Source organism: Xylophilus sp. ASV27, from assembly GCF_016428875.1.
Classification (GTDB): Bacteria; Pseudomonadota; Gammaproteobacteria; order Burkholderiales; family Burkholderiaceae_C; genus Xylophilus.
The window spans coordinates 1-25,354 of the sequence record NZ_JAELTO010000022.1 but is presented as its reverse complement, the minus strand read 5'-3'; the positions used below and the strand labels follow the sequence as shown (position 1 = coordinate 25,354).

Annotated in this window: 17 protein-coding genes and 2 pseudogenes; 11 read left to right on the top strand and 8 right to left on the bottom strand. The window is 69.2% G+C overall.

Annotation, left to right across the window (positions count from 1 at the left end):
* The first annotated feature begins 10 nt into the window (after positions 1-10).
* The 10 genes and pseudogenes from JHD63_RS06990 (at position 11) to JHD63_RS06950 (ending at position 9,646) form a co-directional block, all read left to right on the top strand.
* The gene (locus tag JHD63_RS06990) at positions 11-1,282 is read left to right on the top strand and encodes an AAA family ATPase (protein WP_198970030.1); all 1,272 of its coding nucleotides are present in this window, start codon (positions 11-13) and stop codon (positions 1,280-1,282) included.
* Positions 1,279-2,592 (top strand): CpaF family protein, encoded by a 1,314-nt coding sequence (locus JHD63_RS06985; RefSeq protein WP_198970029.1) that lies wholly within the window; start codon positions 1,279-1,281, stop codon positions 2,590-2,592. Before JHD63_RS06990 ends, JHD63_RS06985 begins: the two co-directional genes overlap by 4 nt.
* Positions 2,585-3,544 (top strand): type II secretion system F family protein, encoded by a 960-nt coding sequence (locus tag JHD63_RS06980; RefSeq protein WP_198970028.1) that lies wholly within the window; start codon positions 2,585-2,587, stop codon positions 3,542-3,544. Before JHD63_RS06985 ends, JHD63_RS06980 begins: the two co-directional genes overlap by 8 nt.
* Positions 3,545-3,549: 5 nt before the next feature.
* Positions 3,550-4,518 (top strand): type II secretion system F family protein, encoded by a 969-nt coding sequence (locus JHD63_RS06975; RefSeq protein ID WP_198970027.1) that lies wholly within the window; start codon positions 3,550-3,552, stop codon positions 4,516-4,518.
* The gene (locus tag JHD63_RS06970; RefSeq protein WP_198970026.1) at positions 4,515-5,324 is read left to right on the top strand and encodes a tetratricopeptide repeat protein; all 810 of its coding nucleotides are present in this window, start codon (positions 4,515-4,517) and stop codon (positions 5,322-5,324) included. The genes JHD63_RS06975 and JHD63_RS06970 overlap by 4 nt, the downstream gene beginning before the upstream one ends.
* Positions 5,325-5,353: 29 nt before the next feature.
* Positions 5,354-5,698: a DUF3613 domain-containing protein gene (locus JHD63_RS06965; RefSeq protein WP_198970025.1), complete on the top strand. Its 345-nt coding sequence runs from the start codon at positions 5,354-5,356 to the stop codon at positions 5,696-5,698.
* A gap of 21 nt (positions 5,699-5,719) precedes the next feature.
* Complete coding sequence (locus JHD63_RS06960; protein WP_198970024.1) at positions 5,720-6,196, top strand: TadE/TadG family type IV pilus assembly protein; 477 nt, start codon at positions 5,720-5,722, stop codon at positions 6,194-6,196.
* 60 nt (positions 6,197-6,256) lie between these two features.
* Positions 6,257-6,373: pseudogene (locus JHD63_RS24545) on the top strand (pilus assembly protein TadG-related protein); the annotation flags it as partial.
* A complete protein-coding gene (locus tag JHD63_RS06955) occupies positions 6,359-8,200 on the top strand; it encodes a TadG family pilus assembly protein (protein ID WP_255519256.1) in 1,842 nt (613 codons plus the stop codon). The pseudogene JHD63_RS24545 and the gene JHD63_RS06955, both read left to right, overlap by 15 nt.
* 60 nt (positions 8,201-8,260) lie before the next feature.
* Positions 8,261-9,646: a sigma 54-interacting transcriptional regulator gene (locus JHD63_RS06950; RefSeq protein ID WP_198970022.1), complete on the top strand. Its 1,386-nt coding sequence runs from the start codon at positions 8,261-8,263 to the stop codon at positions 9,644-9,646.
* 155 nt (positions 9,647-9,801) lie between these two features.
* Here JHD63_RS06950 and JHD63_RS06945 read toward each other — a convergent pair whose 3' ends face one another.
* The 8 genes and pseudogenes from JHD63_RS06945 to JHD63_RS06905 form a co-directional block, all read right to left on the bottom strand.
* The gene (locus tag JHD63_RS06945) at positions 9,802-11,313 is read right to left on the bottom strand and encodes a TolC family protein (RefSeq protein ID WP_198970021.1); all 1,512 of its coding nucleotides are present in this window, start codon (positions 11,311-11,313) and stop codon (positions 9,802-9,804) included.
* On the bottom strand, positions 11,313-12,680 hold the full coding sequence (locus tag JHD63_RS06940) for an HlyD family type I secretion periplasmic adaptor subunit (protein WP_198970020.1): 1,368 nt from the start codon (positions 12,678-12,680) through the stop codon (positions 11,313-11,315). The genes JHD63_RS06945 and JHD63_RS06940 overlap by 1 nt, the downstream gene beginning before the upstream one ends.
* The gene (locus JHD63_RS06935; protein ID WP_198970019.1) at positions 12,673-14,514 is read right to left on the bottom strand and encodes a peptidase domain-containing ABC transporter; all 1,842 of its coding nucleotides are present in this window, start codon (positions 14,512-14,514) and stop codon (positions 12,673-12,675) included. Before JHD63_RS06935 ends, JHD63_RS06940 begins: the two co-directional genes overlap by 8 nt.
* Complete coding sequence (locus tag JHD63_RS06930; RefSeq protein WP_198970018.1) at positions 14,511-15,449, bottom strand: alpha/beta hydrolase family protein; 939 nt, start codon at positions 15,447-15,449, stop codon at positions 14,511-14,513. The genes JHD63_RS06935 and JHD63_RS06930 overlap by 4 nt, the downstream gene beginning before the upstream one ends.
* Before the next feature lie 12 nt (positions 15,450-15,461).
* Positions 15,462-20,216, bottom strand: coding sequence for a CapA family protein (locus JHD63_RS06925; protein WP_198970017.1), 4,755 nt, complete (start codon positions 20,214-20,216; stop codon positions 15,462-15,464).
* 25 nt (positions 20,217-20,241) lie between these two features.
* Positions 20,242-20,775: an OmpA family protein gene (locus JHD63_RS06920; RefSeq protein WP_198970016.1), complete on the bottom strand. Its 534-nt coding sequence runs from the start codon at positions 20,773-20,775 to the stop codon at positions 20,242-20,244.
* A gap of 1,936 nt (positions 20,776-22,711) precedes the next feature.
* Positions 22,712-24,076: pseudogene (locus JHD63_RS25265) on the bottom strand (hypothetical protein); the annotation flags it as partial.
* 360 nt (positions 24,077-24,436) lie between these two features.
* Positions 24,437-24,658 carry a MarR family winged helix-turn-helix transcriptional regulator gene (locus JHD63_RS06905; protein ID WP_198970013.1) on the bottom strand — a complete coding sequence of 74 codons (222 nt, stop codon included), beginning with the start codon at positions 24,656-24,658 and terminating at the stop codon, positions 24,437-24,439.
* Positions 24,659-24,696: 38 nt separating this feature from the next.
* Here JHD63_RS06905 and JHD63_RS06900 point away from each other — a divergent pair, with 38 nt between their 5' ends.
* Positions 24,697-25,161 (top strand): Bug family tripartite tricarboxylate transporter substrate binding protein, encoded by a 465-nt coding sequence (locus JHD63_RS06900; RefSeq protein ID WP_370590411.1) that lies wholly within the window; start codon positions 24,697-24,699, stop codon positions 25,159-25,161.
* Positions 25,162-25,354 lie beyond the last annotated feature (193 nt).

The window sequence follows — 25,354 nt, the reverse complement described above, 5'->3', positions numbered from 1 at the left end:
AGTCGCGTAGATGCCGATGTCGATTCCGCCAGCCCCTGCCAATGCGGTGCACCTGTTCGTCTCGGATGCGGGCACGCACATCCGCTGGCTCTGTGACGCGATGGAGGGTCATGGCGAAATAGAGCCGGTGCCGCCCAACCCGCTGGTGTTGCTGGAGCGCGCCGCTTCGCTGCGCCCTCGGACAGTGCTGATCGACTTCCTGACCGAGCACCCGCACCAGCTCTTCTCCACGCTCGAGCTGCTGCGGCGGGAGCAGCCGCAGATTCCCGTGATCGGCCTGGGCCTGTCGACCCACCCGGCCAGCATGCTGGCGGCATTGCGCGCCGGGGTGCTCGAATTCATCGACATGGCAGCGCCGGCCGCCGATGTGCCGCCCACCTTGCGCGCGCTCACCGAGCGGCGCGCCGAGCAGGCGGGCACGCCGCGCGACGGCATGACGCTGGCGCTGGTCGGCGCCCGGGGCGGGCTGGGCACCACCACGCTGGCGACCCACCTCGCGGTGGCCGCACAGGAGCTGCAGCAGGGCAGGACGGATCCGGCCGCCGCACAGCGCGGCACCGTCCTGCTAGACCTTGGCCTGCCCGAACGCGACGGGCTGCTCTACCTCAATTTGCAAAGCGACTTCCACCTCGTCGACGGGGTGCTGCACCTGCAGCGCCTGGACCGCACGCTGCTGCAGACCGCGCTGGCGCAGCATGCCGGGGGCGCTGCGGTGCTGCCATTGCCGGCCAAGCTGTCGCAGATCCGGGAGATATCGCTGGCCGACGTGCAGTTGCTGCTGCGCAAGCTCGCCGAGTTCTATGCGCTGCGGATCGCCGACCTCGGCGGCTGCGCCGCGGTCGACTTCGTGACCCAGGTGGCGCGCGACGCCGACCAGGTCTGGGTCGTCTGCGAGCAGGGCCTTGGCGCGATCGTCTCGACCGCCGCTCTGCTCGAGCGCCTGCGCGAGAGCGGCGTGCCGCAGGACCGGCTGAGCCTGATCGTCAATCGCTTCGAACCTGACGCCGTGCTGTCCGCGCGGGACATTGCGCAGCGCCTGGGAATAGGGCCTTTCCATGTGCTGCCGGCGCGCCCGCAGGTATTGCTGGACGCCAACAGCCGGGGTGAACTGCTGGTCGAATCGCGGCGCTCCGACCCCTACGCCCAGGCTGTCTTCGGACTCGCCAGGAGCCTGCTGCCGACCTTGCCGGATACCGCATCGCTCGCCCAGGGGCGCGGCTGGTCCACCTTCATGACCCAGATCGCCGGCCGGTGGAAAGGCCAGAGGAGAGACCGCCCATGACACCTGACATCGAGTTCGCTGACACCCGCAAGGCGTTTGCCGAGTCGCAGCAGTTCCAGGACATCAAGGCCAGGGCGCATGACCATCTGCTGACCCGCATAGAGGAGCTGGGGGCCGAGTTCGGACGCTGGTCCCGCGCCGCCGTGGGCCAGTTCGTGGCACTGGAACTCGATAGCTTCGTGCGTCTGCAGCGCGTGCCGATCAACGAGAGCGAAACCCAGTTGGTGGCCGACGCGCTGACCAAGGAACTCGCCGGCTTCGGCCCGCTGGAGGATCTGCTGCGCGACCCGGCGGTGGAGGACATCCTGATCAACGGGTACAAGCATGTCTATGTCTCGCGGCGCGGCATCCTGCAGCGGGAGACCTTGCGCTTCACGGACGACGAGCATCTGCTGCGCATCGTGCGCCGCATCCTGGCGCCGATCGGCCGCCGTCTCGACGAATCCAACCCCATGGTGGACGCGCGCCTGCCCGAGGGCGGCCGCATCAATGTGGTGATAGAGCCGCTGGTCCTGGGCGGCCCCTCGGTCTCGATCCGCAAGTTCCGCAAGGATCCGCTGCGCCCGGCCGAACTGGTGCAGCTCGGCACCCTGGACGCGGCCATGGCGCAGTTGCTGGAGATGGTGGTGAAGGCCCGCTGCAACATCCTGGTGAGTGGCGGCACAAGTTCGGGCAAGACTTCGCTGCTCAATGCGCTGGCCAGCTTCATCCCGGAGAGCGAGCGGGTCATCACCATCGAGGACACCGCAGAACTCTCGCTGAACCACCCGCACGTGGTGCGGCTGGAGAGCCGGCCCGGCGGGTTCGACGGCGCCGGCGTGATCTCCATCCGCGATCTGCTGCGCAACAGCCTGCGCATGCGGCCGGACCGCATCGTCGTGGGCGAAGTGCGCGGCGCCGAAGTCATCGAGATGATGCAGGCCATGAACACCGGCCACGACGGCTCGATGGGCACGATCCACGCCAGCTCTCCACGCGAATGCCTGTACCGCCTGGAAATGCTGGCCGGGTTCGCCGGCTACCAGGGCAGCGAAGTCAGCCTGCGCCGGCAGATCGCCAATGCGGTGGACTTCATCCTCCAGATAGGACGGCTGTCCAACGGACAGCGCCGCATCGTCTCCATCACCGAGGTCACGGGCGTCAACGACAACATGGTGGCCATGCAGGAGCTGTACCGCCACGAGGCAATCCAGGGCCCGCAGGGGGAGGAGCGCGAGCGCTGGGTATCCCTGGGCATCGCGCCGCACTCCCCCAAGCTGACCCGATTCCGCCAGGCCCTGCAACGCCAGAACGGGGAGCGCCATGCTTAGCCTCTTCATGGCCGCTCTGGCGCTGTTGCTCGCGGCCGCCGGCCTGCTGCTGTGGGCAGGCGCGCAGACCCGGCAGTCCCGCCGGGAGGTGGTACGGCACCTGGAACGCCAGCTCGACGTCGCGGCGCTCGACGCCAGTCCCGCCTGGGGTTCCTGGGGCGGCAGCGCGCCCACGGACCCGGCCAGCGCGGAAGAGCCGCCTGCCGCGTCGCGCAAGACCCGCCGGGCCGACCTCGCCCTGCCCGGGTGGCTGCTGGGCGTGGTGTCCGTCAAGGGGCTCGGTATCGCGGCGGTCCTGCTGGTACTGGTCTGGGCGGGCGCTGCGGCGGCGGGCGGCCCGGTGGCCCTGCTGCTCAGCATCCCGGGCACCCTGGCACTGGCCGTTTTCGTCATATGGCAGCGGCTGCAGAAGATGCGCAAGAAGATCGTGGCGCAACTGCCGGACTTCCTCGATTGCATGGTGCATCTGCTGAGCGTCGGCAACTCGATCCATGCGGCCTACCAGTATGCGTCCCAGGCCACCAAGCCGCCACTGCGGCTGCATCTCGACAGCGTGGACCGCCGTGTCCGGGTGGGCGCCGACCTGGACCAGGCACTGCTGCAGACCGCGAAACACATGCGGCTGGAGGAGATGCACATGCTGGCCTCCGTGCTGAGCCTGGGCACGCGCTATGGCGGCCGGGCCGACCAGTTGCTCGAGCGCATGTCCCACTTCATGCGCGACAGTGCGCAGGCCGAGCATGAGCTGCTGGCCCTGTCCTCGGAAACGCGTCTGTCGGCCTGGGTGCTGGGGCTGCTGCCGCTGCTGGTCGGGTCGGCCATCGTGACGCTCAACGCCGCCTACTTCGTGCGCATGTGGAACGACCCGGCCGGGCAGTACATGCTGCTGGGCGCCCTGGCGCTGCAGATGCTGGGGGGCTTTCTCCTGTATCGCCTGGCACGCCTGGAGTGACGGGCATGGACGAGCAGCAACTCATCATGGCCGGCGCATTGCTGCTGGCGCTCGGCCTGATGCTCCTGGCGGGCCATCTCATCGCGGGCGAAGTGCAGCGGCGACGCGCGTCGGCTCGCATCGCCCATGCCATCGACGATCGACTGCAGGCGCCGGGCCCCGCGGCCGCGGGGAACGTGGGCGTCGTCGGCCCGTTCGAGACCGACCGGGAGCCCGACGTGGAGCGGGGCCTGCCCCTGCATTGGCTGGACCACCGGCTGGGCCGGCTGCTGGTGGCCGACGAGGACCGTCGGCTGATAGAGCAGTGCGGCCTGCCGTCCGCCCGGACGCAGTTGCTGCTGCTGGTCACCCGTGTGCTTCTCTGCGTCCTCCTGCCCGCGCTGACCTGGCTTTTCTGGCCAGGCATGACCTCCCTGAGCATGGGCTCTCTGATCCTCGCCTCACTGCTCTGCATCGGCTTCATGCTGCCGAAGTGGTGGCTGGCACGCCGGGCGGCGCGGCGGCGCGCGCGCGCCGCGCAGGAACTGCCCTTGTTCGTGGACCTTCTGCGCCTGCTGCAGGGCGTGGGCCTGAGCCTGGACCAGAGCCTGCAGATCGTGGCCAACGAATTCGTACCCGTGCTCAAGGTACTGGCGCCGGAGCTGGCCATTGCCAACCGCCACTACCAGCAGGGCCGCTCGCGCGAACACTCGCTGCGCCGCTTCGGCAACCTGCACGACAACGAGAACCTGGCCAGCCTGGTGGCCATGATGGTGCAGTCCGACCGCCACGGCGGCGCGGTGCAGGAGCCGTTGCGCCTATTCGGCGAGCGGCTGCGCGAGCGCCGGCGCTCGGACATGAAGGAGCGCATAGGCCGCATCACGGTCAAGATGACCGGCGTGATGGTGCTCACGCTGCTGCCTTCGCTGATCATCATCACCGCGGGCCCCGGCTTCCTGGCCGTGGTCCGTTCGCTGGGAGCCATGGCGAAATGAAGAATTCCGCGCTCATCGTCCTGGTCCCGGCATTCGTTCTGGCCGCCTGCAGCAGCACGCCCAACGGCTACGGCGTGGCCGCGCCGCCCCGCATCGCGGAAGACACGCCGCCCGTGGACGCCGCGCCGTATCGCGACAGCCAGACGACGTACCTGGCCCTGATCAACCGCATGCAGCAGAATGGCCTCTGGTTCGCATCGCTGGCCCATGTCGATGCACTCGAACAGCAATGGGGGCGCTCGCCCGATTCGCAGCGACTGCGTGCGGACGCACTGCGCCAGACCGGCCAAGCCGAGCAGAGCGAGAAGATCTACCTGCAGCTCGCGGGCACGCCGCAACAGGCCGCGGCCAGCCATGGTCGCGGCCTGATAGCGGCGGCGCGTGGCGATTTCGCCCAGGCGGCCGAGCTGCTGGAAGCGGCCCGGCGCCAGACGCCGACCGATGCGCTGCTGTTGAACGATCTGGGCTATGCCCAGCTGCGCGCCGGGCGCTTGGAGGCCGCCCGCATGCCCTTGATGCAGGCCCAGCAGTTGCAGCCGGACAACCCCAAGGTGCTGGGCAACATCGCCCTCCTGCTGCTGGCAGAAGGCAAGCCCGGGCTGGCCCAGACGTTGATGGAAGAAAGCCGCCTGCCGGTGGCGACACGCGCCGCCATCGCACGCGAGGCCGCGCGGCTGGACCTGCCCACGGCGGCGAGCGCAACCGCCACCGACGCGGCGCAGGACCCACCGCAGGCGGCGGCCGGCGCGCCGCTGGTGCTCAAGGCGTCCGGCTGGATGTCGGCGCGCATCCAAGGCACCCCATGACTGCCCAAGTTCTCGACAGGAGACCCGCCATGCACACCTTTGCGCGACTGGCATTCTGCGCCGCCATGACCATCGGCCTGGCCGGACACTGCGCGGCCCAGGGCGAAACGCCCTTCCCCGGCAACGTCGCCACGGCGGCAGCCCCCCATGGCGGGGCGTTTCCTTCCCCGCCCGAGCCGGGGCCGCTGGTGGGCGACGCCACACGCACGTTGCTGGATCTGCAGCGCGACGGCCTCTACGCCTCTCCCGCGCGGCGCCCGATCGCGGGCGAGGTGGCCACGCTCAGCTACCGGCGCTACCTGGAGAGCTTCAAGCAGCCGATCCCGGCCAGATTCGGCGCCTCCGTAGGCGACACCAACGGTGGCGCACGCTGATCCACGAGCAGGAGGTGCGCCATGGTCCGAACCCATCCCTCTTTCCGCGCAGCCGTCGGCAGGCACTGGCTGCGCGGCTCCACGGCCATCGAGTTCGCGATCATCTTTCCGGTCTTCTTCCTGATCTTCTACGCCATCGTCACCTACGCCCTGATCATGACGGCGCAGCAGACCTTGACGCTGGCGGCCTCCGAAGGTGCGCGCGCGATGCTGCGCTACCAGAGCACGCTGGCGGCCAGGCAGGATGCGGCCTGCCAGGTCGCCCGCGCGCCGCTGACCTGGCTGCCTCAGCCGGCGCTGAACTGCAGCGCCACCACCCAGGTCACCGGCCAGGCGTCGTGTACCGCCACGGGCTATGCGTGCTATGCCGTGGTGGTGACCTACGACTATGCGGGCTCGCCTTTGGTTCCGCCGTTGCTGGGCCCTGCGCTGAATCTTCCCATCCCCGCCACGCTGACCGGCCGGGCAGTCGTCTATTTGAAGACGGTGGCTTCATGAAACGCCGCATCCCCCACTTCAGGCGTCCCCCCCCCGGGGCGCCAGCGGGGAAGCGCGGCCGTCCTGGGCGTACTGTGGATCACGGTCGCGCTGATCTGCCTGATGAGCATCGACATCGGTAACGTCTTCTGGCAGCGCCGCGAGGCCCAGCGGGTCGCCGACATGGCGGCATTGGCGGGAGCGCAGCGGGTGCTGGACAGTTGCGCAACCGCGCAGCAGGCCGCGCGCGACAGCGTGCTGCTCAACGCCCGCACGGCTTCCGAGGTCTTCGCCATCGCCGGCGATCCGGTCTGCGGCGTCTGGTCCCAAACGCCCGACAACGCGGGCGAGCGCTTCACCGCCACAACCATCAACAGCAACGCGGTGCGGGTCACAGTGTCGCGCGCGGTGCCGTATTGGTTCGTCTTCGATACCGCCAATCCGTCACGCATCATCAGCGCCTCGGCCACGGCAAAAATGAACACGCCGCTGGCGGCGCTCAGCGTCCGCAGCGCGCTGCTCACGATCGATTCCTCGAGGTCCAGCCTGCTCAACGCCGTGGTGGGCGGCCTGCTCGGGGGCAGCCTGAATCTGGGGGTGGCGACATGGCAGGGCATCGTCGACGCCAACATCCGCCTGCTCGACTACCTGGATGCGCTCAGTCTTGCGTTGGGCCTGCAGGTGGGAAACTACGATCAGTTGCTGAACACCAAGGTGACGCTGGGCCAGTTGATCGACGCGGCGGTGACGGCCTTGCCCAAGGGCGGCAACACGGCGCAGGTCACGGCCGCGGCGCTGGGTGGCCTGCTGGGCATCGGCGCCATCGTTCCCCGTCTCGATGTCACCCTGGGAGAACTGCTCGGCCTGCAGAGCGGCACCCCCATGAACGGTCTCCTGACGAAACTGCAGGTGCTGCAACTGGTGCAGGCCGTCGCAGGAATTGCCAACGCCAGGAGCGCCGCCTCGGTCGAAGTCCCCATCTCCCTGCTGGGGCTGGCGAACATCAACCTCGCGGTGAAGGTCATCGAGCCGGCGCAGTTCAGTGCGGTGGGCAACCCGGTGCTGGCGGAGACGGATCCGTTGGGCGACAACAAGATCTACATCAGCACGGCCCAGGTACGTGCCCTGATCTCGGTCAGTCTGCCCGCGCTCGGCGGAGTGACCGGCCTTGCGGGCGCCGTCACCAACCTGCTGTCACCCGTCACCACGCTGTTGAACGGTCTTCTGAGCCTCGATCTCAGAGTCATCGGCGATGTGCTCTCCTGCGTGCTGGTCTGCACCAAGAACGTGACCGACATCGACCTTCTGCCGCCTCCGATCAAGCTCGACATCAGCCTGGATGCGGGCGGCGCCGCGGCATGGGTCACCCATCACAGTTGCATCGCCAACAACAAGTCCCTGTCCGTCCAGACCCGAACGGCCATTGCGGACGTTCGCGTCGGCAAGCTGGCGGACACCTGGGCGAGCACGAAGGCAGCCGCTTTTGCCACGCGCACGCCGCCGCAGACGACGCCGGTCCCCGTCCTCGACATCGGCAAGATGGCATGTACCCGCATACTGCTGGGCCTGATACCTGTTCAGTGCGATTACGCGAACCGCCAGGCGTATTACGGCGGAGGTCTGGCCCTCCAGGCCCAGGTGCCCGTGGGCGCCCAGACCAGTCCGTTGAGCTTCAACAATCCCAACAGGGTCGGCCAACCCTGGACGTCTGCCGACTACCAGCCCGTTCCCGGGACAAGCAACATCCTCGCTACCGTCAGCAGCACCCTCCAGGGTCTCAACATACTCAAGGCGATCCCCGCCAGGGGCAGTGCCAATGGCGGGCTGGCCAGCGTTCTGGCCTTGCTCACCAACACCCTGAGCGGCGTGATCGCCCTGCTGCAGGGTGTGGTCTCGGGCCTGCTCTCCCCGCTGCTGGACCCGCTTCTCAACCTGCTGCTCGGCAACGTGCTGGGCATCGGCCTGTCCAATGCCGAGGTGGGCGCACAGCTAACCTGCGGCGCCGACGCCGAACTCGTCTATTAACGACTATCTTTCACAGAGTGGCCCCTTTCACCCGCCGCAGAAAACTACAAGTTGCACGCCATGCGCACCCAAGACCATTTCGACGACCTCGACCTCTACGTATGGGAGGGCAAGGCCGACATCCAGGACCGCATCGCGCGCTGCATGTCGAGCTTCGAGGTGGAGGTGATCCGCGCGGACGGCCTGCCGCTGCCGGCCGACCGCGATGCGTCGCGGGCGGCGCTGGCCATCATCAGCGTAACCATGATCGACGGTGGCGGGGTGCCCCCGTCGGCGGAAGTGCTGCAGGGCATGCCGGTGATCTGGGTGGGCGCCGCGTCGCGCGACCGCTTGCCCCACAGCTACCCGCCAGAGTACCTGCACGTGCTGCCTTTCGACTTCACCTGCGCGGAGCTGCGCACCATGGTGATCAAGCTGGTGCGGCAGATGCGCGCGCACGGCGCCTCCATCCAGCAGCCCGGGGCGCTGATCGCCAATTCGGACTGCATGCAGGTCCTGCTGGCCGAGGTCAACGCCTTCGCCGATTGCGACCACAACGTGCTGGTGCATGGCGAGACCGGGGTGGGCAAGGAGCGCATCGCGCAGCATCTGCACGCGGGCCACAGCCGCTACGGGCGCGGTCCTTTCGTGGCGGTGAACTGCGGCGCCATTCCCGACGGCCTGTTCGAGTCGCTGTTCTTCGGCCATGCCAAGGGTTCGTTCACCGGCGCGGCCTACGCGCACAAGGGCTACTTCGAGCAGGCCACCAACGGCACGCTGTTCCTGGACGAAATCGGCGACCTGCCGCGCTACCAGCAGGTCAAGCTGCTGCGCGTGCTGGAGGACAACGCGGTGACGCGGCTGGGTTCGACCTCGCCGGTCAAGCTCGACTTCCGGCTGGTGGCAGCCACCAACCGCGACCTGCGCGAGATGGTCAACGGCGGAGACTTCCGCGCCGATCTCTTCTACCGCCTGGCCGTGATCGAGCTGCACGTGCCGAGCCTGGAAGAACGCGGCGTGATCGACAAGATCGCCATCTTCAAAGCCATCCTCAACTCGGTGCTCGGCGAGGAGCAGAAGGCGCTGCAGGAGATCCCGTACTGGCTGACCGATGCGATCTCGGGCATGTACTTCCCGGGCAACGTGCGGCAACTGCGCAACCTGGCCGAGCGGGTCGGCGTGATCGTGCGGCAGATGGGCGTCTGGGACCAGGTGCTGATCCAGCGCGCGCTGCAGCTCATGCGCGGCGTCGCGCCCAGCGCGGCGGAGCCGGAGCGGCCGGAGGTGGGCGAGCGCCGCCGCTGGAACGGCAACGAGCGCAACCGCATCATTGCCGCACTGGAGAACAACGACTGGCGCCGGCAGGACACGGCCCATGAACTGGGCATCAGCCGCAAGGTGCTGTGGGAGAAGATGCGCAAGTACCAGATCCTCGATGGGGAGCCGAGCATCCCCGATGAGTCATAGGCGCCGTTGAAGTCGCGCCGCGCACGCCCGGACTCCTCACGGCCCGCAATCGCAGCAGCGCGTTCGCTATTAAATATATAGCTGCAAGCCCAGGTTAAACCTGGGATGCAAGCACTTTTCATGCAGAAAATGGCGTACGGCATCCGGATCCGGTCCTACAGCGTCCCCATCTGTCCCGCCGGCCGCAACGCGATCCCCGTATCGTCAGTGCCGGCATCCGGGCTTGCGATGCAGGGCGCGCGCTGCGCGATGCACAGCGTGCCATCCAGGCCATCGCCGGCCAGCACCGGGCGCGCCGCGCCGGTGAACACCGTGTCGATCCAGCCGTTGTCACCGTCGCGCGCCACCATGAGCCGGCCGGTGGCGCGCGCCAGGCGCAGCTCGGTGATGCGCAGGTCGTACACCGCGTCGACGTAGTCCTGCAGCAGCGTGTAGTAGTCCACCTGCGCGTCCAGCACGCGCGGCAGCGTCTCGCGCCCGAACTCCAGCAGGCGCCAGCGGCCGCGGAAGGCTGCGCCTGACTCGGCCACGGCCTCGCGCAGTTCGCGCTCGCGCTCGCGCCCCGCACTCGTGCGGTCCCAGGACGCGCCCGTGAGCTCCATCAGGTTGCGGCGGGCAGCCTCGAACTTGGCCTGCTGGTTGTCCACCTCGGCCAGAGCGGAACGAATGCGGAGCTGCGCATCAAAGCCGTTGCCGAAGTTCCAGTTCAGCTCCACCCCGATCCGCGTCGGCTGGGTGACGAGGATTCCTCGCGGATCGTGGGTCTTGCCATACACCGCTTCGAGCGTGGGAAAGCGCGAGGCCTTCTGGAACTCGACCTGGGCCTCGGCCCGAGCGATGCGCTCCCGTGCTTCCGCCAGTTCGGTGCTGCCCTCCTCCGCCACGCGCAGGGCCTCTTCGCGCGAGACCCGCAACCACTGCTCGGGCGCCGCCAGTGTGGGCAGGAAGTCGGTCCTGGGCGGGAAGCGGAAATAGGTTTCGAACTTTCCGCTGGCGTCGGCGCGCTGGGCCTCGAAGTCCTGCTGCTTGGCGCGGACGCTGGCGCGGCGGGACGCGGCCATGCGCAGATCGTTCTGGCCGGTCGCGCCCAGGTCGACGCGCCGCTGCTCGATGCGCAGCAGATCGCCCAGCACCTCCGCCGAGCGCTCCGCCACGCGCGCCTTCAGGTCGTAGCGCTGGACCTGCAGATAGGCCGTGAAGGCATCGAGCACCACCTTCTGCACGGTGGACTTCAGGGCCTCGCCCTCCGCGCCGGTCTGGGCCTCGGCCATCCTTATGCGCGAGGACATGCCCCCGCCGTCGATCAGCGCCATGCGCACGTCGGCACTGAAGACGGTGTAGGACTTGGAGCCGCCATTGACCGTTCCGCTGTTGGAGTTCCCCGCCGAGGAGCCGAGCTTGATGCGCGGATAGCGGGCCGTCTTGGCGGCCTCCAGCTCATAGCCGCTGGTGGAGGCGGCGGCCTCGGCGCTGAGGATCTCGGGATAGTCCTGCGAGAGCGAGAGAAGCGCCAGCTTGACCCTGTCGATGGCCGCCACGGCACCCAGCGATTGCTGCGACAGCCGCGTCGTGGGCAGCAGCGGCGGTTGGGCATGGACGGCCCCCGAAGCCAGGCCGGCGATCAGGGCACAGAGACGGAAGGGAATTCGGGTGGCGGCGCCGCGCATCATGGCTCCCTGAAGGCTTCGCGTTGCAACTTGAGCACCGGCCGCATCATGTGCCAGATGAAGGGGTCGGAGCCGACCTTGAGGTCGATCTCCGCCTCCATCCCGGCGGTGATGCGGTTCGCCGGCCGGCCCACGTAGTCCTGGGCCGTGCTGACGAGCACGCGGTAATAGGTGGGTGAATTCGCCGCCGTGGGGTCGCGATCGGCGTCGGCGGCCACCAGGGTGACATGCCCGTCCACCGCGCCGTAGCGCAGGAAGTCATAGGCGGTGATCTTGACCCGGGCCGGCTGCCCGAGCGCGACGAAGCCGCGGTCGTTGGGGCTCAGCCGGGCTTCGATCATGATCTGCTCGTCGTCGGGCACGATCTCCATGATCGGCTCGCCAGGCTTGACCACCCAGCCGGAACTGGAATTGCGCAAGCCCTTGACGATGCCGTCCGAGGGCGCCTTGACCTCCGTGCGCGAGCGCTGCGTGCGGGCGCGGGAAAGGTCCTCGTTGACGCTGGCGAGCTGGCGCTCGAGGGCCGACAGCTCGTCCGACGCCCGGCGCCGGAACCGCCCTTCGGCCTCGGCCATCTTCGCGTTCGCCTCGGTGATCGCGGCGGCCGCCGACACCACGCCCTGGCGCGCCACCGCCAGATCGCTGCGTACCGACTCCATCTGGCGGCGCTTCTCCAGCACCTCGACCTGGCCCACCAGCTTCTCGCTGAGCAGTTGCTCGGATATCTGCATCTCGCGCTCGTAGAGCGCCAGGCGCTCCTGCAGGCCCAGCACCTTGGTCTGCTGCTCGATCTGCCGGCTGCGCGCCTGCTCGTAGCCCGATACCGCACCGGCCATCACGCCGCGCTGCTCCAGCGCGCGGGCCTCGTAGGCGCCTTTCTCGGCGGCAAAGACCGCCTCGTCCGTGCCCGCCGGAAACGCCGAGCGCAGCAGGGGGCGGCCTTGACTCTCGGCCGTCAGCCGGATGCGCGTGGCCTGCAGCGCGGCGTGGCGCGCGCTGAGTTCCTCCAGGTTGAGCCCGGTGCCGCCGAGGTCGATCTCCACCAGCGTCTGGCCGCGGCGCACGCGCTCGCCTTCCTTCACCAGCACCGCGTTGACGATGCCGCCTTCAAGGTGCTGCACGCTCTTGACGCGGTCCGAAGGAATCACGCGGCCCTGCGACACCACCACGCTCTCCACCGGGTACAGCAGCCCGACCAGCGCCAGCACGGCCACGCCGCCCCACAGCAGCCAGGGGCCGCGCGTCGTCCAAAGCCGGAGGAGGAATGGGCCCGCGGCCGCCGCCGGCTCCGCGGCCCGGCCGGGGCGCAGAACATCCGGTAGATCGCCAGGCCGCCCCGGCGGAGGTGAAGCCAGTGCGTCAGCCATGGAAGGTCCTTTCATTGACGGCCCGGGGCACGGCCACCGGCGGCTCCGCTTCGGGCTCGGAGGGCTCGGTCACCGACACGGCGGGCACCTTCACGCCAAAAAGGCGCGGCACCATCACCGCGGGCGTGCCCTGCTCCACATCGCCGTTCCCAGTCACGTGGTAGACGCGCTGCGCCATGGACGCGATGCGCAGCGAGTGGGTCACCACCAACACGGTGCGATGGCGGGCGACCGCGGCCAGCGCGGCCAGCAGGGTCGATTCGCTCTGGAAGTCGAGGTCGTTGCTGGGCTCGTCGAGCAGCAGCACCGAGGGGCTGCGCAGGAACAGTTGCGCGAGCGCGAGCTTGCGGCGCTCGCCCACCGATAGTCCGGCGCCACCCTCGCCGACCGCCGTGCGATAGCCCGCCGGCAGGCGGGAGATGAACTCGTGCGCGCCCGCCAGGCGGCAGGCCGCGACGATCTGCTCGTCGCTCTGCTGCGGCGCGGCGCGGCGCAGCGCTTCGATCAGCTCGCCGCCGAACCAGTAGACCTCCTGCGACAGGGTGCTCACCCATTCGGCCAGCTCCTCGCGCGAGAATTGTGCGATGTCGTATTCGTCCAGCCGCACCTTGCCCTGGTCCGGCGTGTACAGGCCGCCGATCAGCCGCGCCAGCGTCGACTTGCCGGAGCCGTTGCGCCCGACGATCGCGTGCAGGCCGCCCGGCCCCATCTCGAGGTCGACTTCCTTCAACACCGGATGCGGTGCGCTCGCGTACTGGAAGCTCACGCCCTGCAGCCGCACGCGGCCCCTGGGCTGCGGCAGCTTCACGCCGGTGGGCGCGCGCTCGAGCGGCTCCTGGAGCACCTTCTCCAGGCGCGAGGCCGCCTCCGACGCCGCCGCCAACGCCCGCCAGTTGGAGGCCAGCCCGGCCACGGGAGAAAGCGCCTTGGCCGCGAGCATGTTGGCAGCGATCATGCTGCCCACGGTCATCCACTGCTCCAGCACGGCCACGGCGCCGACGGCGAACACCACCGTCGAGAACACGGTCAGCAGCACCGTCGCGGACTCGCGCGCCCGCTCGATCTGGCCGTTCTTGCGGAAGCTCTCGGCCAGCCAGGCGTCGTAGGTCTCGCGCCAGAGCCGCACCGTCGGCTCGTCGTGGGCCAGCGTCTTGAGGGTTTCGCGGGCGCGGCAGATCTCGGCCGTGGCGCGGTCCAGGTCGCGCCCGCGGCCCGTCTCCTCCACGCGCCCCGCACGCACCTCGTCGGCCCACCACCATGCGAGGAAGGACAGCACCGCCAGGAAGGCCAGGACGGCCGGCAGCACCGGCCAGGCGATGATGCCGATCAGCACCAGCGCGAAGAATGCCATGGGCAGATCGAAGATGGACAGCATCAGGCCGCCGGTGACCGTACCACGCACCGCACCGACGTCGCGGAACAGCGCGAACCATGCCGATGCAGGCCGCGCCTCGAGCATGCGCAGCGGCCGCTTGAGCATGGACTGTATCAGCGCGTTGGAGACACCGTGATCGATCGTCGCGCCCGCGTCGCGCAGCCGGCGCGAGCGCTGGGTGCGCATCCAGAACTCCACGGCCAGCACGCAGAACATGCCTGCGACCATGGCCGCCAGGGTGGCGAAGCCGCTGCGGTAGATCACCCGCTCGTAGATCTGCAGCGTGAAGATCGAGGGCAGCAGACCGAAGATGCTAATGGGGACCGACCACCAGGCCGCGCGCACCAGCGTCGGGTAGGCGGTCCGGAAGGCCACGCCCACCGCGTCGCCGCAGGCGCCGGATTCCGGCGGCGCCGGGCGTTGCGCCACGAGCTGCCGGGGCAGCAGGAACTTGATCATGGCGTGGCTCCTGCGGGAAGGGTTGCGGCGGACGGGACGGACAGTGACTGCCTTGCGCACACGGACGCCATGCGGGGTCCGATGTGGTCCTTCAGGTCGTGGTATTCGGGTGCTTCGGCCGCATGTGTCATGACGACGACCTGGTGGCCAGCGGCCGCCAGTGCGCGCGCGAACTTTTCCTGCAGGGCGAAGGGGGTGTTGCGGTCGTCGCGGTTGCCGATGAGCACGATCCTGCGCTCGGGGTCCCGCGCCATGCCATCGATATGGTCCAGCGGATCGTAGAAGCTGGCGCTGCCCGTGGTGTCGGTGCGCCCGCCGTTGGAGCGGCCCAGCATGCGCGCGCGTTCGAGCAGCGAGTAGGCGCCGGAGGTCAGCACGGCGCAGGCCACGCCGGTCCGGCCGTGGGTCAGCATCGACGCCGCGGCGGTGGCGCCGCCGCTGTGCCCCAACAGGACCACGCGGCCGATGCCCAGCCGCTCGATCAGCGCGGTGACCGCGGCGTCCAGGGCCAGCGCCTCGGACTCCTGCCGGCGGGCGCGGTGGTCGCCCGACGAGCCGTAGGTGCCCGGACGTGCGACGAACACCCAGGGCACGCCGGCACGCTCGTAGCTGCGCTGCGCATCGCGCAGCCGTGCGCGCACGGTGTTGCCGGGAATCTGCGCGGGCGGCAGGTCCATCACGTCGTCCCGATCACCGGAGAACTGCACGATCGCAATGGGCGCCTGGTACACGCCTTCGCTGGCGAAGTAGCGTATGCACGCAGGACCGCCCCGGCTCTGCACCCAGAGGTAGGTGGGCGCATCGGGGCAGGCGCTGCGATTCGCGGGACGGTTCCACTCCAGCACGTCCTGCGCGGGTTCCGCAGGCGGCGTGGCACGCTGCGCGAACGCCACGCAGGCCAGTGCCAGCAGCGCGGGAAGGAGGATGTTGCGCATCGCACCGGCCTCTCAAAGCCTCTGCAGGAGGCCCGCGATGTCGCCAAAGTCGGAGTCCACGCGGTCGCCCTTGACCAGCACCAGGTCTCCGTCGCGTATGAAGCCTTCGACATAGCGCACGAGGTCGGGAGCCGAATCGAAATGCGGACCCAGCGTCTCGGCCGGCATCTCCTCGCGCAGCCAGCGCATCTCCGCGCCGTGCGTCACCAGATGCTGTATGCCGCTGTCCAGCAACGGACGGGCCAGGCCGCGGTGCAACGCCGCGGCATCGTCGCCCAGGTTGACGATGCGTCCGAGGATGGCGATCTTGCGGTTGACCCGCTGGCCGGAGTGCTCCTCGTACCGGCGCGCATAGTCCATGGCATTGCGCATGGACAGGACTTCGGCATTCCAGCTGTCGTCGATCACCGTGGCCCGTATGCCCCTGCGCGTGCACACCTCCAGCCGCTCCAGCACCGAGGGCGGTGTGCGCACGAGCGGCATGCGCGCGCAGGCGGCCTCTGCGTCATGGCCCATGGCGTGGGCCGCGGCCAGTGCCATGGCCGAATTGCGCACCATGGCCATGGAGGGTATGGGCAGGTCATAGGCCAGTGCCCGTCCCTGCAACGACAGGCGCACCCGATAGCCGCCGCCCTGCGGCTGCACGTCCACCAGGCGCAGCGAGGCCTGCGGCGAAGTGCCGACCACCAGGAGCTGGCCGGCGGTGCGCAGCGCTGCGCGCTTCACCAGTTCGAAATGCGGCAGATGCTCTCCGAACACGGCCGTGCCGCCGGGCTCCAGTCCCAGGAAGATGCGCGACTTGAACTCGGCCGTGCGCTCCAGCGTTGCCGCGGTGCCGGTCTGCGACAGGTCCACCTCGGTCAGGATGGCGACGTGCGGCCGGGCTTTCAGGGAAATCGGGCCGGAATTCATCCACAGGGAGCTCTGCGCCATCTCCAGGATGCAGGCGTCGTCGTTGGCCGCGAGGCTGGCCAGCATCGCCGGCACGCCGACGCGCGAGTTGTAGTTGTCGATGGTGGAAAGCACCCTGGAGTGCTCGGGCAGGATGGTGCGCAGGATGGCCACGGTGGAAGACTTGCCGGCCGTGCCGGTCACCGCCGCAACCTTGCCCTGGAAGCGTTGCCGCGCGGTGAGCCCGAGCGCTATCAGGGCGGCGATCGGATCCTCCACCTGCAGCAGGGGGAAGGAGGCATCCAGCCCCTCCACGGGACGCGCGACGATGGCGCCGGCCAGTTGGTCCTGGAGCTTGGGCAGGTCCCGATGCCGGTCCCAGGTCAGGGCCTTCGGGCGGCTGTACGCCTCGTGCGCGGCCAGCGCGCGGTAGTCGGAAGCGACGAACAGCGTCGGGCCCGGCAACATGGCGATGTGCGACGGCCCACGCACCACGGAGCGCGCGTGCCAGCCCGCAGGCGGCTCCACCAGCCAGCGCCCACCGGTGGCCTGCCGCAGCTGTTCCGCCGTCCACGTGTGGCCGGGTGGGTCCCTGCGGGCCGCCGCGGGCACGGCGGCAGGCGCAGCCGGCGCCGGCACGCGCAGGCCATGCCACAGCGGCAGCAGCACCGGCGCGGCCGACACGCCGGGGCCCACCACACGCACTTCCAGGCGTAGCACGTCGCTCTCCAACAGGGAGGCCGGCGGCGGCCTCAGCCCGTAGAAGTCACGGTAGATCGTGCCCGGCTCCCAGCGGCTGGTAGGCCACATCCAGTCGCACGGGTCGTGGTCCATGCCCTCGCCCCACGCAGGCATGCTGCGGCTGCGGGCCGGCACGGCGCGAAACTGCAGGCGCAGGTCCTGCTGCAACTTGGCATCGGAGGACCAGAAGGACTCGATCCAGAGCATCCCGCGCCGCTTGAGCTGCTCGGGCGAGCAGCGCAGACCGAGCAGGCGCAGCGGACCGACCTGGATCGGGTCCATCCGCGCGTGTTCCGGGACTTGCGCCACCCGCCATTCCGGGCGAGCGGCCTTGCAGGGCTCGGGATGCCGCGCGGCAGGCCTCTGCGCCATGGGCGCAATGCAGACCGGGGCCGGGCCGACGGTGATCGGCACCGGGCGGGCGGGCGGCGTCAGGGCGACGGCGCAACGGCCGCCCGGCAGCAGCGACACCACGGTCCCCAGCGCCAGGCATTTGCCGGCGAATTCGGACGCGGCCGCCCGGGCCCGGTCCCCTTCAAGGGCCTGGCTGAAGCCGTAGCCGACGCCGATGGGTGTGAACACCACGGCCTCCACCCCCTGAGGCGTAAGCTCCAGGGTGAAAACGCCACCATCGGCCAGGCCGCTGCGCACGGACTCGAACAGCAGGTCGCCTGCGTCGTAGAGGATCGGGCGGCCGCGGTAGATCTCTATGCCCTGCACGACGTGCGCCGACGCCCCCAGCACCGCGTCCGCGCCGGCGTCGATGATCGAGTGCCCCAGTGCCACGGTCTGCGGCGCGGGCGCCGTGGCCAGGTTCTCGCCCCAGTGCACGGCCACCAGCACCACGTGTGCCTGGCGCCGTGCGGCGGCAATGCGCGGCGCCAACGCCTTGCACCAGGCCGCCGGATCATCCGGTGACAGCCAGGCGATGCCGGGATGATCCGGGCCTGCCGCGAACCGGGGTTGGGTCGCGTCGAACGAGAACACCGCAACGCGCACCCCGCCTGCCACTCGGAGCACGGGCGTGCAGGCCTCGTCCCACGAGCGGCCGCTGCCGGTCTGGCCGATCCCTGCGGCCTCCAGCAGGGTGCGCTGCTCCATCAGCGCCCGCGGCCCATAGTCGCCGCTGTGGTTGTTCGCGGTGGTCACCACGTCGATGGCGGCCTCGGTCAGCACGGCCAGCATCTCGGGTCTCGCGCGGTAGTAGTAGGGGCCGCTCTCGTCCTTCTGCACACCTTGCTCGCCCTCGGTGGCGACCACGCACTCCAGGTTGACGATGCGCATGTCGGCTTCGCGCAGCACCGCGAGATGGCCCAGCATCTGTCGAGCCCCGCCGAGTTCGCGCAGGCGGAAGTGCAGGCGACGCCCCAGATTGACGTCGCCGCCCCAGACCACACGCGCGCGCGCCGGGGCCTCCGGCGCCGGACACGGCGCGGCGGCGGTGTCGGGCACCCGCTCCGACGACGGCTGGGACTGCGATTGCAGGAAGCGGCCGTAGGCGGCCAGCCCCGAGACGTAGTGCTCCACGTCGTCGATCCGAACGCGGAACGCATGGTGGCGGATGAAGAAGGCGCCCACTACGCGCGAGGGCTTCTCGAAGTACATGGCCAGCTCCGGCCAGAAGAAGCCGTTGAGCAGGTAGTTCGCCCGGTGGTGCAGCGCGCGCAGGAACTTTTCCATGTCCAGGCCGGCCAGCACGTGCTGCAGGGCCGGCATGGTGCCCAGCCGCGCGATCATCTGCTGGGCCGCCATCATGAGTTCCAGCAGCGTGGGAAAGGTGGTCTGCCGCGCCAGCACGAAGTCCAGGTGGTCGGCCACGTTCCGGATGCCAAAGCGGAAGTAGCGCTCCTCCGGGCGGTACAGGGTCAGTTCGTTGACGCAGTAGCTCAGCCAATGGTCATGCGCGCGCCAGTGCTCCTTGGCGATGAAGTAGTCGAAGGCGCGCTCCACCGCCGCCAACCAGCGCGGATCGCGCGTCAGGCCGTACAGACGCATCAGGCCGAAGGCAGCCTCGCCGTCGTAGTAGATGACGCGGAACTCCTGCTTCACCGACAGGTCGCCAGCGTTGAGCACATGGACGAACCGGCCCATCGCCGGGTCCTGCATGTGCAGCATGCCCACGGCCAGTTGCTCCAGCAGCGGCAGCAGGTGCCGCGTGCCGGTGGCCTCGCAGTAGCGCGCGAGCGCGAAGACGCAGGCAGCATTGCCGCCCAGCTTGATCTCGTCACCGACGTCGATGAGGAATGCGGCACGCTGTCCATCGGGCAGGGTACGGACCTGGATCAGAGTCTCAGTCAGGCAGGCCAGCGCGCGGTCGATGGCCTCCATCAGTTCCTGGTCGTGGGTCAGTTCCCAGGCCTCGACCATCGAGTAGAGCGAACTGGCATGGCGCAGGCCGTTGTAGCCCGAGATGGGCCTGCCGAAACAGGGAAACCAGCCGTAGGCGAAGCGCCCCTGCGGCAGCACCTGGCGCGCGAGGTAGCGGGCACCGCTGGCCACCAGTGCATAGGCGTCGCGCGCCGTCATGGGCGCGGTGACCCGCCTGCCTATTTCCATACCCGATGCGGCGAGCGCCATCGCGGCACGTTCCTGCGGCCCGCAGTACACGCCGCGCGTCGAAAACAGAACCACCGGCCGCTCGGGCGCGAACTGCGCCACATCCGGGTCCCGATTGAAGCGCCGCCGCGCGTAGCGCCCGAAGTTGCGCGGATTCACCATGGCATGCTCGACCTCGTTGCCACCGTAGAGCATGCCGTTGGCGTTGAGCTCCTGCTCGGTATAAGCCTCCTGGAACCCCGCATCCAGCGCCAATCCGCAGCGGAAGTAGTTGCGCTTGGTCAGCTTCAACTGGGCCTTGAAGTGGGTCCAGGCCAGTTGCTGCACACGCTCCACCGCGTCCACCCGCAACCACAGCGGTTTGCGCCCGGCCAGCGCGGCGCCCCAGCGCTGACGCAGGCGCTGCACGCCCGCCAGCCACGCCGCGTCGAAACTGACGCCCACGGTGTGCAGCACCTCGGCACGATGCTCCCCATCGCTCACCGAGAAAAACAGCACCGCCGCCCCGGCTCCAGCCGGGCGGGCGCCGCACGCTGCCAGCGCCGCGCGGCATTGGTCGAGTTGGTCGGACAAGGTCATGGCGGTCCCGTGGAAACGGATGGGATCAGGGGTAGCGGAACTCCACGCGCCGGTTCAACCGGTAGCCCTCCTCCGTGCGCAGCGGGGAGGCCGGCTTTTCCATGCCGAGGCTCACCGCCTCGATCTGGCTGTCGGGAACCCCGAGCAGGACCATCGACTGGCGTACCGCATCCGCCCGGCGCTGGCCTAGCGCGAGGTTGTATTCGCGGCCGCCGCGCTCGTCGGTGCTGCCCTCCAGCACGACGCTGCGCCGTGGCTCGGCGCGCAGGAAGTCGGAGTGGGCGCGGATGATTTCGCGGTACTCGGGCTTGACCACGGCCTTGTCGAAATCGAAGTAGACGATCTTCGAGACGCCGGCCGGGCCATCCTGGGCGAGCGCCGCAGGCGCAGGCCGGGTCACGACGGCCGACACGGGCGAGCCGCCCTGGGCGCGCTGGCTCGCGTAGTAGTAGTCGGTGGTGTTCTTGCTTGGCGTGCCCACCGTGGTACATGCCGTCAGCGTCAGCGACGCCAGCATCAGCGCCGCGCGGCGGGTCGGGGAAAGCGAAGTGCCTGTCATGGTGGACTCCTTGCGCAGCGGGTGCCGGCACCGGGGCCGGCTGTTCCGCTGCCGCGATTCAGTGATGCAGGCCGCCCAGCAGATTGCCCAGGCCCGCCAGCACGGAGCCGCCGGAACCGTGGCCGCCCCCCAGCAGGCTCGACACCGGAGCCAGCGTGTCGCTCACGGTGCTCAGCAAGTCGCCGGTGCTGGCGCTGCCCGCACCGGAAGTACTACCGCCGAGCAAACCGGTGACAGGTGCCAGCAGGCCGCCGGTGTTGCCCACGCCGCCGAGCAGGTCGGTGACGGATGACAGAACATGCCCTGCCAGCCCGGTGACCGGTGCCAGGGGGCTGCCCGTACTGGCGCCTCCGCTCAGCAGACCCGTCACAGGCGCCAGCAGACCGCCCGCGCTGGAGGAGGACGAGCCGGCCAACAGGTCCGTCACGGGGGCCAACACGCTGCTGCCGCCTCCCAGCAGGTCGGTGACGGGCGCCAGTAAGCCCCCCGCGTGGCCGCCGCCCAGCACATCGGTCACGGGTGCCAGCAGACCGCCCGTGGACTCCCCTCCCAGCAAACCGGTGACCGGTGCCAGCACGCTGCTGCCGGCGGAACCGCCCAGCAGACCCGTGATCGGAGCCAGCGGACCACCTGCGGCCTCCCCGCCGAGCAGGCCCGTGACCGGCGCCACAAGACCGTCCAGGCCACCACCATGTCCACCGAGCAGGCCGGTCACTGGCGCCAGCAGACCGTCGAGGCCGCCAGTGCCGCCACCCAGCAGGCCCGTGACCGGCGCCACGAGGCCACCCAGGCCGCCGGCGTGCCCATCGAGCAGGCCGGTCACCGGCGCCAGCAGGCCATCGAGGCCGCCAGTGCCGCCACCCAGCAGGCCCGTGACCGGCGCCACGAGGCCACCCAGGCCGCCGGCGTGCCCATCGAGCAGGCCGGTCACCGGCGCCAGCAGGCCACCGAGGCCGTCGCCGGTCAGCACATGCGCCAGGCCGTCCGTGAGGTAGTCGACCTGGGTCGCCACGGGCGTCAGCAGCGCGCTGGTGGCGCCGTGCCCCAGCACACCGTCCACCACAGGGCTCAGCAGGCCCCCAGCCGCACCGAGCACGTGGGTCGCCAGGCCATCGACCGGGTCGAGGGCGTTGGGATGGTTGACGGCAAAGTCGCTTCCCAGCACCGGGCTCAGCAGGCCATTGGCCACGTCCGTCACGTGCCCGACCAGGCCAGTGACCGGGGCCAGCGCCGTGCCAAGCCCGATGTTCCCCAATGGTCCCTTGTCCAGCAGCCCCGCAACGTTGTCGACCAGCGTGTTCACCGGTGTCAGTACGCCATCGCCAGTACCCGGCGTGCCGTGTATCAGGCCACCCGTCAGCCCTCCGACCAGGCCGCCCACCAGGCTTCCGACCGGCGCCAGCCCTGTGGTGCCCAGCAGATGGCTGACGCCATCGGTCAGATAGTCGACCTGATGCACCACCGGCGTCAGCAAGGATGCGGTGGCGCCCTGCCCCAGCAGGCCATCCACCACGGGGCTCACCAGACCCCCGGCCGTATCGATGACGTGGCCGGCCAGATTGTCCACGGGGTCCAGGGCATTGGGGTGATGGACCGCGAAGTCGGTCCCCAGCACAGGTGCCAGCAGGCCATCGGCCATATGGACCACACCGGAGACGGTGCCCGCAACCGGCGCCAGAGCGGTGCCCAGGCCCAGTTCGCCCAGGACGCCGGTGAGCGGACTGGCCGCGCCACCCGTGTTTCCACTGAGCACCCCCGCCAGGTTGCTCACCAATGTGCTGGTGGGGATCAGTACGCCATCGCCAGTCGTCGGGGTTCCGGTCAAGCCGCCGGTCAAGCCCCCCACCAGTCCCCCCAAAAGGCTGCCCACGCCGCCAAGCCCGAGCAGGCCCAGCAAATGGTTGACGCCGTCGGTGAGGTAGTCGACCTGGTGATTCAGGGAACCGATCACCGCGGCAGTGGTGCCCTGGCCGATGAGCCCATCCAGCACAGGTGACAGCACGCCACCCAGCGGAGTGGTGATGGCGTTCACCACGTTGTCCACGGGGTCGAGGGAATTGGGATTGTTCGGCTTGAACTCGCTACCCAACAGCGGTGCCAAAAGATCGTCGACGGTGGAGGTCAGCGAGTCGACCACCCCCACCACTGGCGTAAGCGCCGCGCCCAGACCAAGACCGCCCAGGAGGCCCTTGTCCAGACCGCTCACGACCTGGCCCAGCAAAGTATCCACGGGATTGAGCAGGTGATCACCGTCGGCATCGGCATCGGCATCAGCATCAGCGTCAGCGTCAGCGTCAGCGTCAGCGTCAGCGTCAGCGTCAGCGTCAGCATCTGCATCTGCATCTGCATCTGCATCGGCATCTGCATCTGCATCTGCATCGGCATCGGCATCGGCATCTGCATCGGCATCGGCATCGGCATCGGCATCGGCATCAGCGTCTGCATCTGCGTCGGCGTCGGCGTCGGCGTCGGCGTCGGCGTCGGCGTCGGCGTCGGCATCGGCATCGGCATCGGCATCGGCATCGGCATCGGCATCGGCATCGGCGTCGGCGTCGGCGTCGGCATCGGCGTCGGCATCGGCATCGGCATCGGCATCGGCATCGGCATCGGCATCGGCGTCTGCGTCTGCGTCTGCGTCGGCATCGGCATCGGCATCGGCATCGGCATCGGCATCGGCATCGGCATCGGCGTCAGCGTCAGCGTCAGCGTCAGCATCCGCGTCTGCGTCGGCATCGGCGTCGGCATCAGCATCGCTGTCGTCACTGTTGTTGAAAGCCGCTACCAAGCCGGCAGCGCCCAGGGCACCAAGGGCGAACGCGCCCAGGCCGAGCCCGCCCCCGGCGGCCGGGGCCAGCTTCTTGGTGACGGCCAGGGCCGCAGCACCCCCATCGTTGTCGGGCGGCGTGACCTCGAGGTCGCCGGAGGCCAGATCGACGTTGACCTGTTCCAGGCCACCGGGCAGCCGTGTGGCGCCGATCTTGGCATCGGTGCCGCTCGTGAATACCCCTTTCAGCGGAGCTTGGTTGGCAGCCGAGCCCGGAAACACCACGTTGGCCCTGCCACCGTCGGGCACGATCACGCGGTCACCGATCTGCAAGGCCTGGTTGCCTTCCACCGATATGCGCAAGCCGTTGCGTACTATCTCCACGCCGGACGTTGCGTTCGACAGAGTCCCTATAGATCCACTGGCTACCGGAACGGCACCTGCTGCCGCCGCAGGCGGCATTGCCTGGGCCACGATCACGGGCGCTACCTGGCTGTTAGAGGGTATTGCAATGCCGGCAGAGGGTGCGTTGTCCATGATGTTTCCTTTGTATGAAATCGACCCACGGGCGTTCGTCGAGACGACGGACAGGGCGGGATGCATAGACAAAGGGCAACTTGTGTGCCGGCTTTTTCCAGCGCTGCAGACAACGTGGTCTATTCCAGCTAGATCATTGATTTATATCGTTTTTTCCTGCTCTCCATCGATGAGGAAGAGTCCATTGGCAAGGCTGCGTGGCAACTTCGTTACGTAACAAGGGGACGTGTTTCCATGTGAACGTCTCCGCCCGTAACACCCGGAGGACACGGGCCGGCAAACCCTTCGCGCCAGCGCTCAATGCTCAAGCGCGACGCGCACGGCGTCCACGGCCGGCGTTGGGCAACTCGGCCTTGGCCGTCATGGCCTGGGCTTGCTGTATGAGGCATTCCGTGCCTCGCCGAAGACGCCGGCCAGCGGGTCTGGCAGCACCGACACGAGTTCCCGGTTGATCTCGGCCACCAGTGGGAACGACTCCGCGTGCAGGGCTCGTCCCTCCGCCGTCAGCGACAGGGTTGAATAGCGCCGATCGCCGCGGCCGACGCTGCGCTGCAGCAGGCCTTTGGCGGCGAGTGAACTCACGGCGCGCGAAGTGCGGGCCCGGTCCAGTTGCGCATGAAATGCTGCTCGCAGCCGCCACGGTGGACATGGCACATGTTCCATACAAGGGGCCGGCTCCTGCCATGCAGGACCTGATCGGCGGACAGGTCGATTGCGGCTTCCTCGCAGAGCCGACCGTGCTGCCGCAGATCCCCTCCGGCCGGCTGGTGGCGCTGGCCAGCAGCGCCACCCAGCGCTCGCCCCTGCTGTCGCAGGTGCCCACGGTAGCGGAGTCGGGTTATCCGGGCTTCGGCGGATCCTTCTGGCTGGTGATGCTGGAGCCGCGCAATGTGCCGGCCGACATACGCCAGCGCTTCGTGGCCGCGCTCGACGCGGCGATCCGCGCGCCAGGGCATCGGGAGCGTGCGGCGGGAATCGGTATCGAGATGGCGGGCACCGCCCCGGCCGTCGCGCAGGAACGCACGGCGGCCTTGTCGAATGCCTGGAAGACCGTCGACAGACGCGTGGGACTGCAGGTTGACTGAGAAGGCGTGAACGAAGCAGCCCTGCCCCAGCGGGCCGGATTCATTCGCGCCTTCTGATGCCCCTCTCATTTATCCTGCCGCCATGCAACGACCCAACCTGATCTTCATCCTGGCCGACGACATCGGCTACGCCGACCTGGGCTGCACCGGCGCGCGCGACGCGGACAACCGGCCGGCCGACCCGTCGCCCCAG

Bases quoted from the DNA above. Each gene is read 5' to 3' on its own strand.
- JHD63_RS06935 (WP_198970019.1), bottom strand. From the start codon at position 14,514: ATGATCAAGTTCCTGCTGCCCCGGCAGCTCGTGGCGCAACGCCCGGCG.
- JHD63_RS06945 (WP_198970021.1), bottom strand. From the start codon at position 11,313: ATGCGCGGCGCCGCCACCCGAATTCCCTTCCGTCTCTGTGCCCTGATC.
- JHD63_RS06940 (WP_198970020.1), bottom strand. From the start codon at position 12,680: ATGGCTGACGCACTGGCTTCACCTCCGCCGGGGCGGCCTGGCGATCTA.
- JHD63_RS06950 (WP_198970022.1), top strand. From the start codon at position 8,261: ATGCGCACCCAAGACCATTTCGACGACCTCGACCTCTACGTATGGGAG.
- JHD63_RS06970 (WP_198970026.1), top strand. From the start codon at position 4,515: ATGAAGAATTCCGCGCTCATCGTCCTGGTCCCGGCATTCGTTCTGGCC.
- JHD63_RS06955 (WP_255519256.1), top strand. From the start codon at position 6,359: ATGGCGGCATTGGCGGGAGCGCAGCGGGTGCTGGACAGTTGCGCAACC.
- JHD63_RS06975 (WP_198970027.1), top strand. From the start codon at position 3,550: ATGGACGAGCAGCAACTCATCATGGCCGGCGCATTGCTGCTGGCGCTC.
- JHD63_RS06960 (WP_198970024.1), top strand. From the start codon at position 5,720: ATGGTCCGAACCCATCCCTCTTTCCGCGCAGCCGTCGGCAGGCACTGG.
- JHD63_RS06990 (WP_198970030.1), top strand. From the start codon at position 11: ATGCCGATGTCGATTCCGCCAGCCCCTGCCAATGCGGTGCACCTGTTC.
- JHD63_RS06930 (WP_198970018.1), bottom strand. From the start codon at position 15,449: ATGCGCAACATCCTCCTTCCCGCGCTGCTGGCACTGGCCTGCGTGGCG.
- JHD63_RS06985 (WP_198970029.1), top strand. From the start codon at position 1,279: ATGACACCTGACATCGAGTTCGCTGACACCCGCAAGGCGTTTGCCGAG.
- JHD63_RS06925 (WP_198970017.1), bottom strand. From the start codon at position 20,216: ATGACCTTGTCCGACCAACTCGACCAATGCCGCGCGGCGCTGGCAGCG.
- JHD63_RS06900 (WP_370590411.1), top strand. From the start codon at position 24,697: ATGCTGCTCGCAGCCGCCACGGTGGACATGGCACATGTTCCATACAAG.
- JHD63_RS06980 (WP_198970028.1), top strand. From the start codon at position 2,585: ATGCTTAGCCTCTTCATGGCCGCTCTGGCGCTGTTGCTCGCGGCCGCC.
- JHD63_RS06920 (WP_198970016.1), bottom strand. From the start codon at position 20,775: ATGACAGGCACTTCGCTTTCCCCGACCCGCCGCGCGGCGCTGATGCTG.
- JHD63_RS06965 (WP_198970025.1), top strand. From the start codon at position 5,354: ATGCACACCTTTGCGCGACTGGCATTCTGCGCCGCCATGACCATCGGC.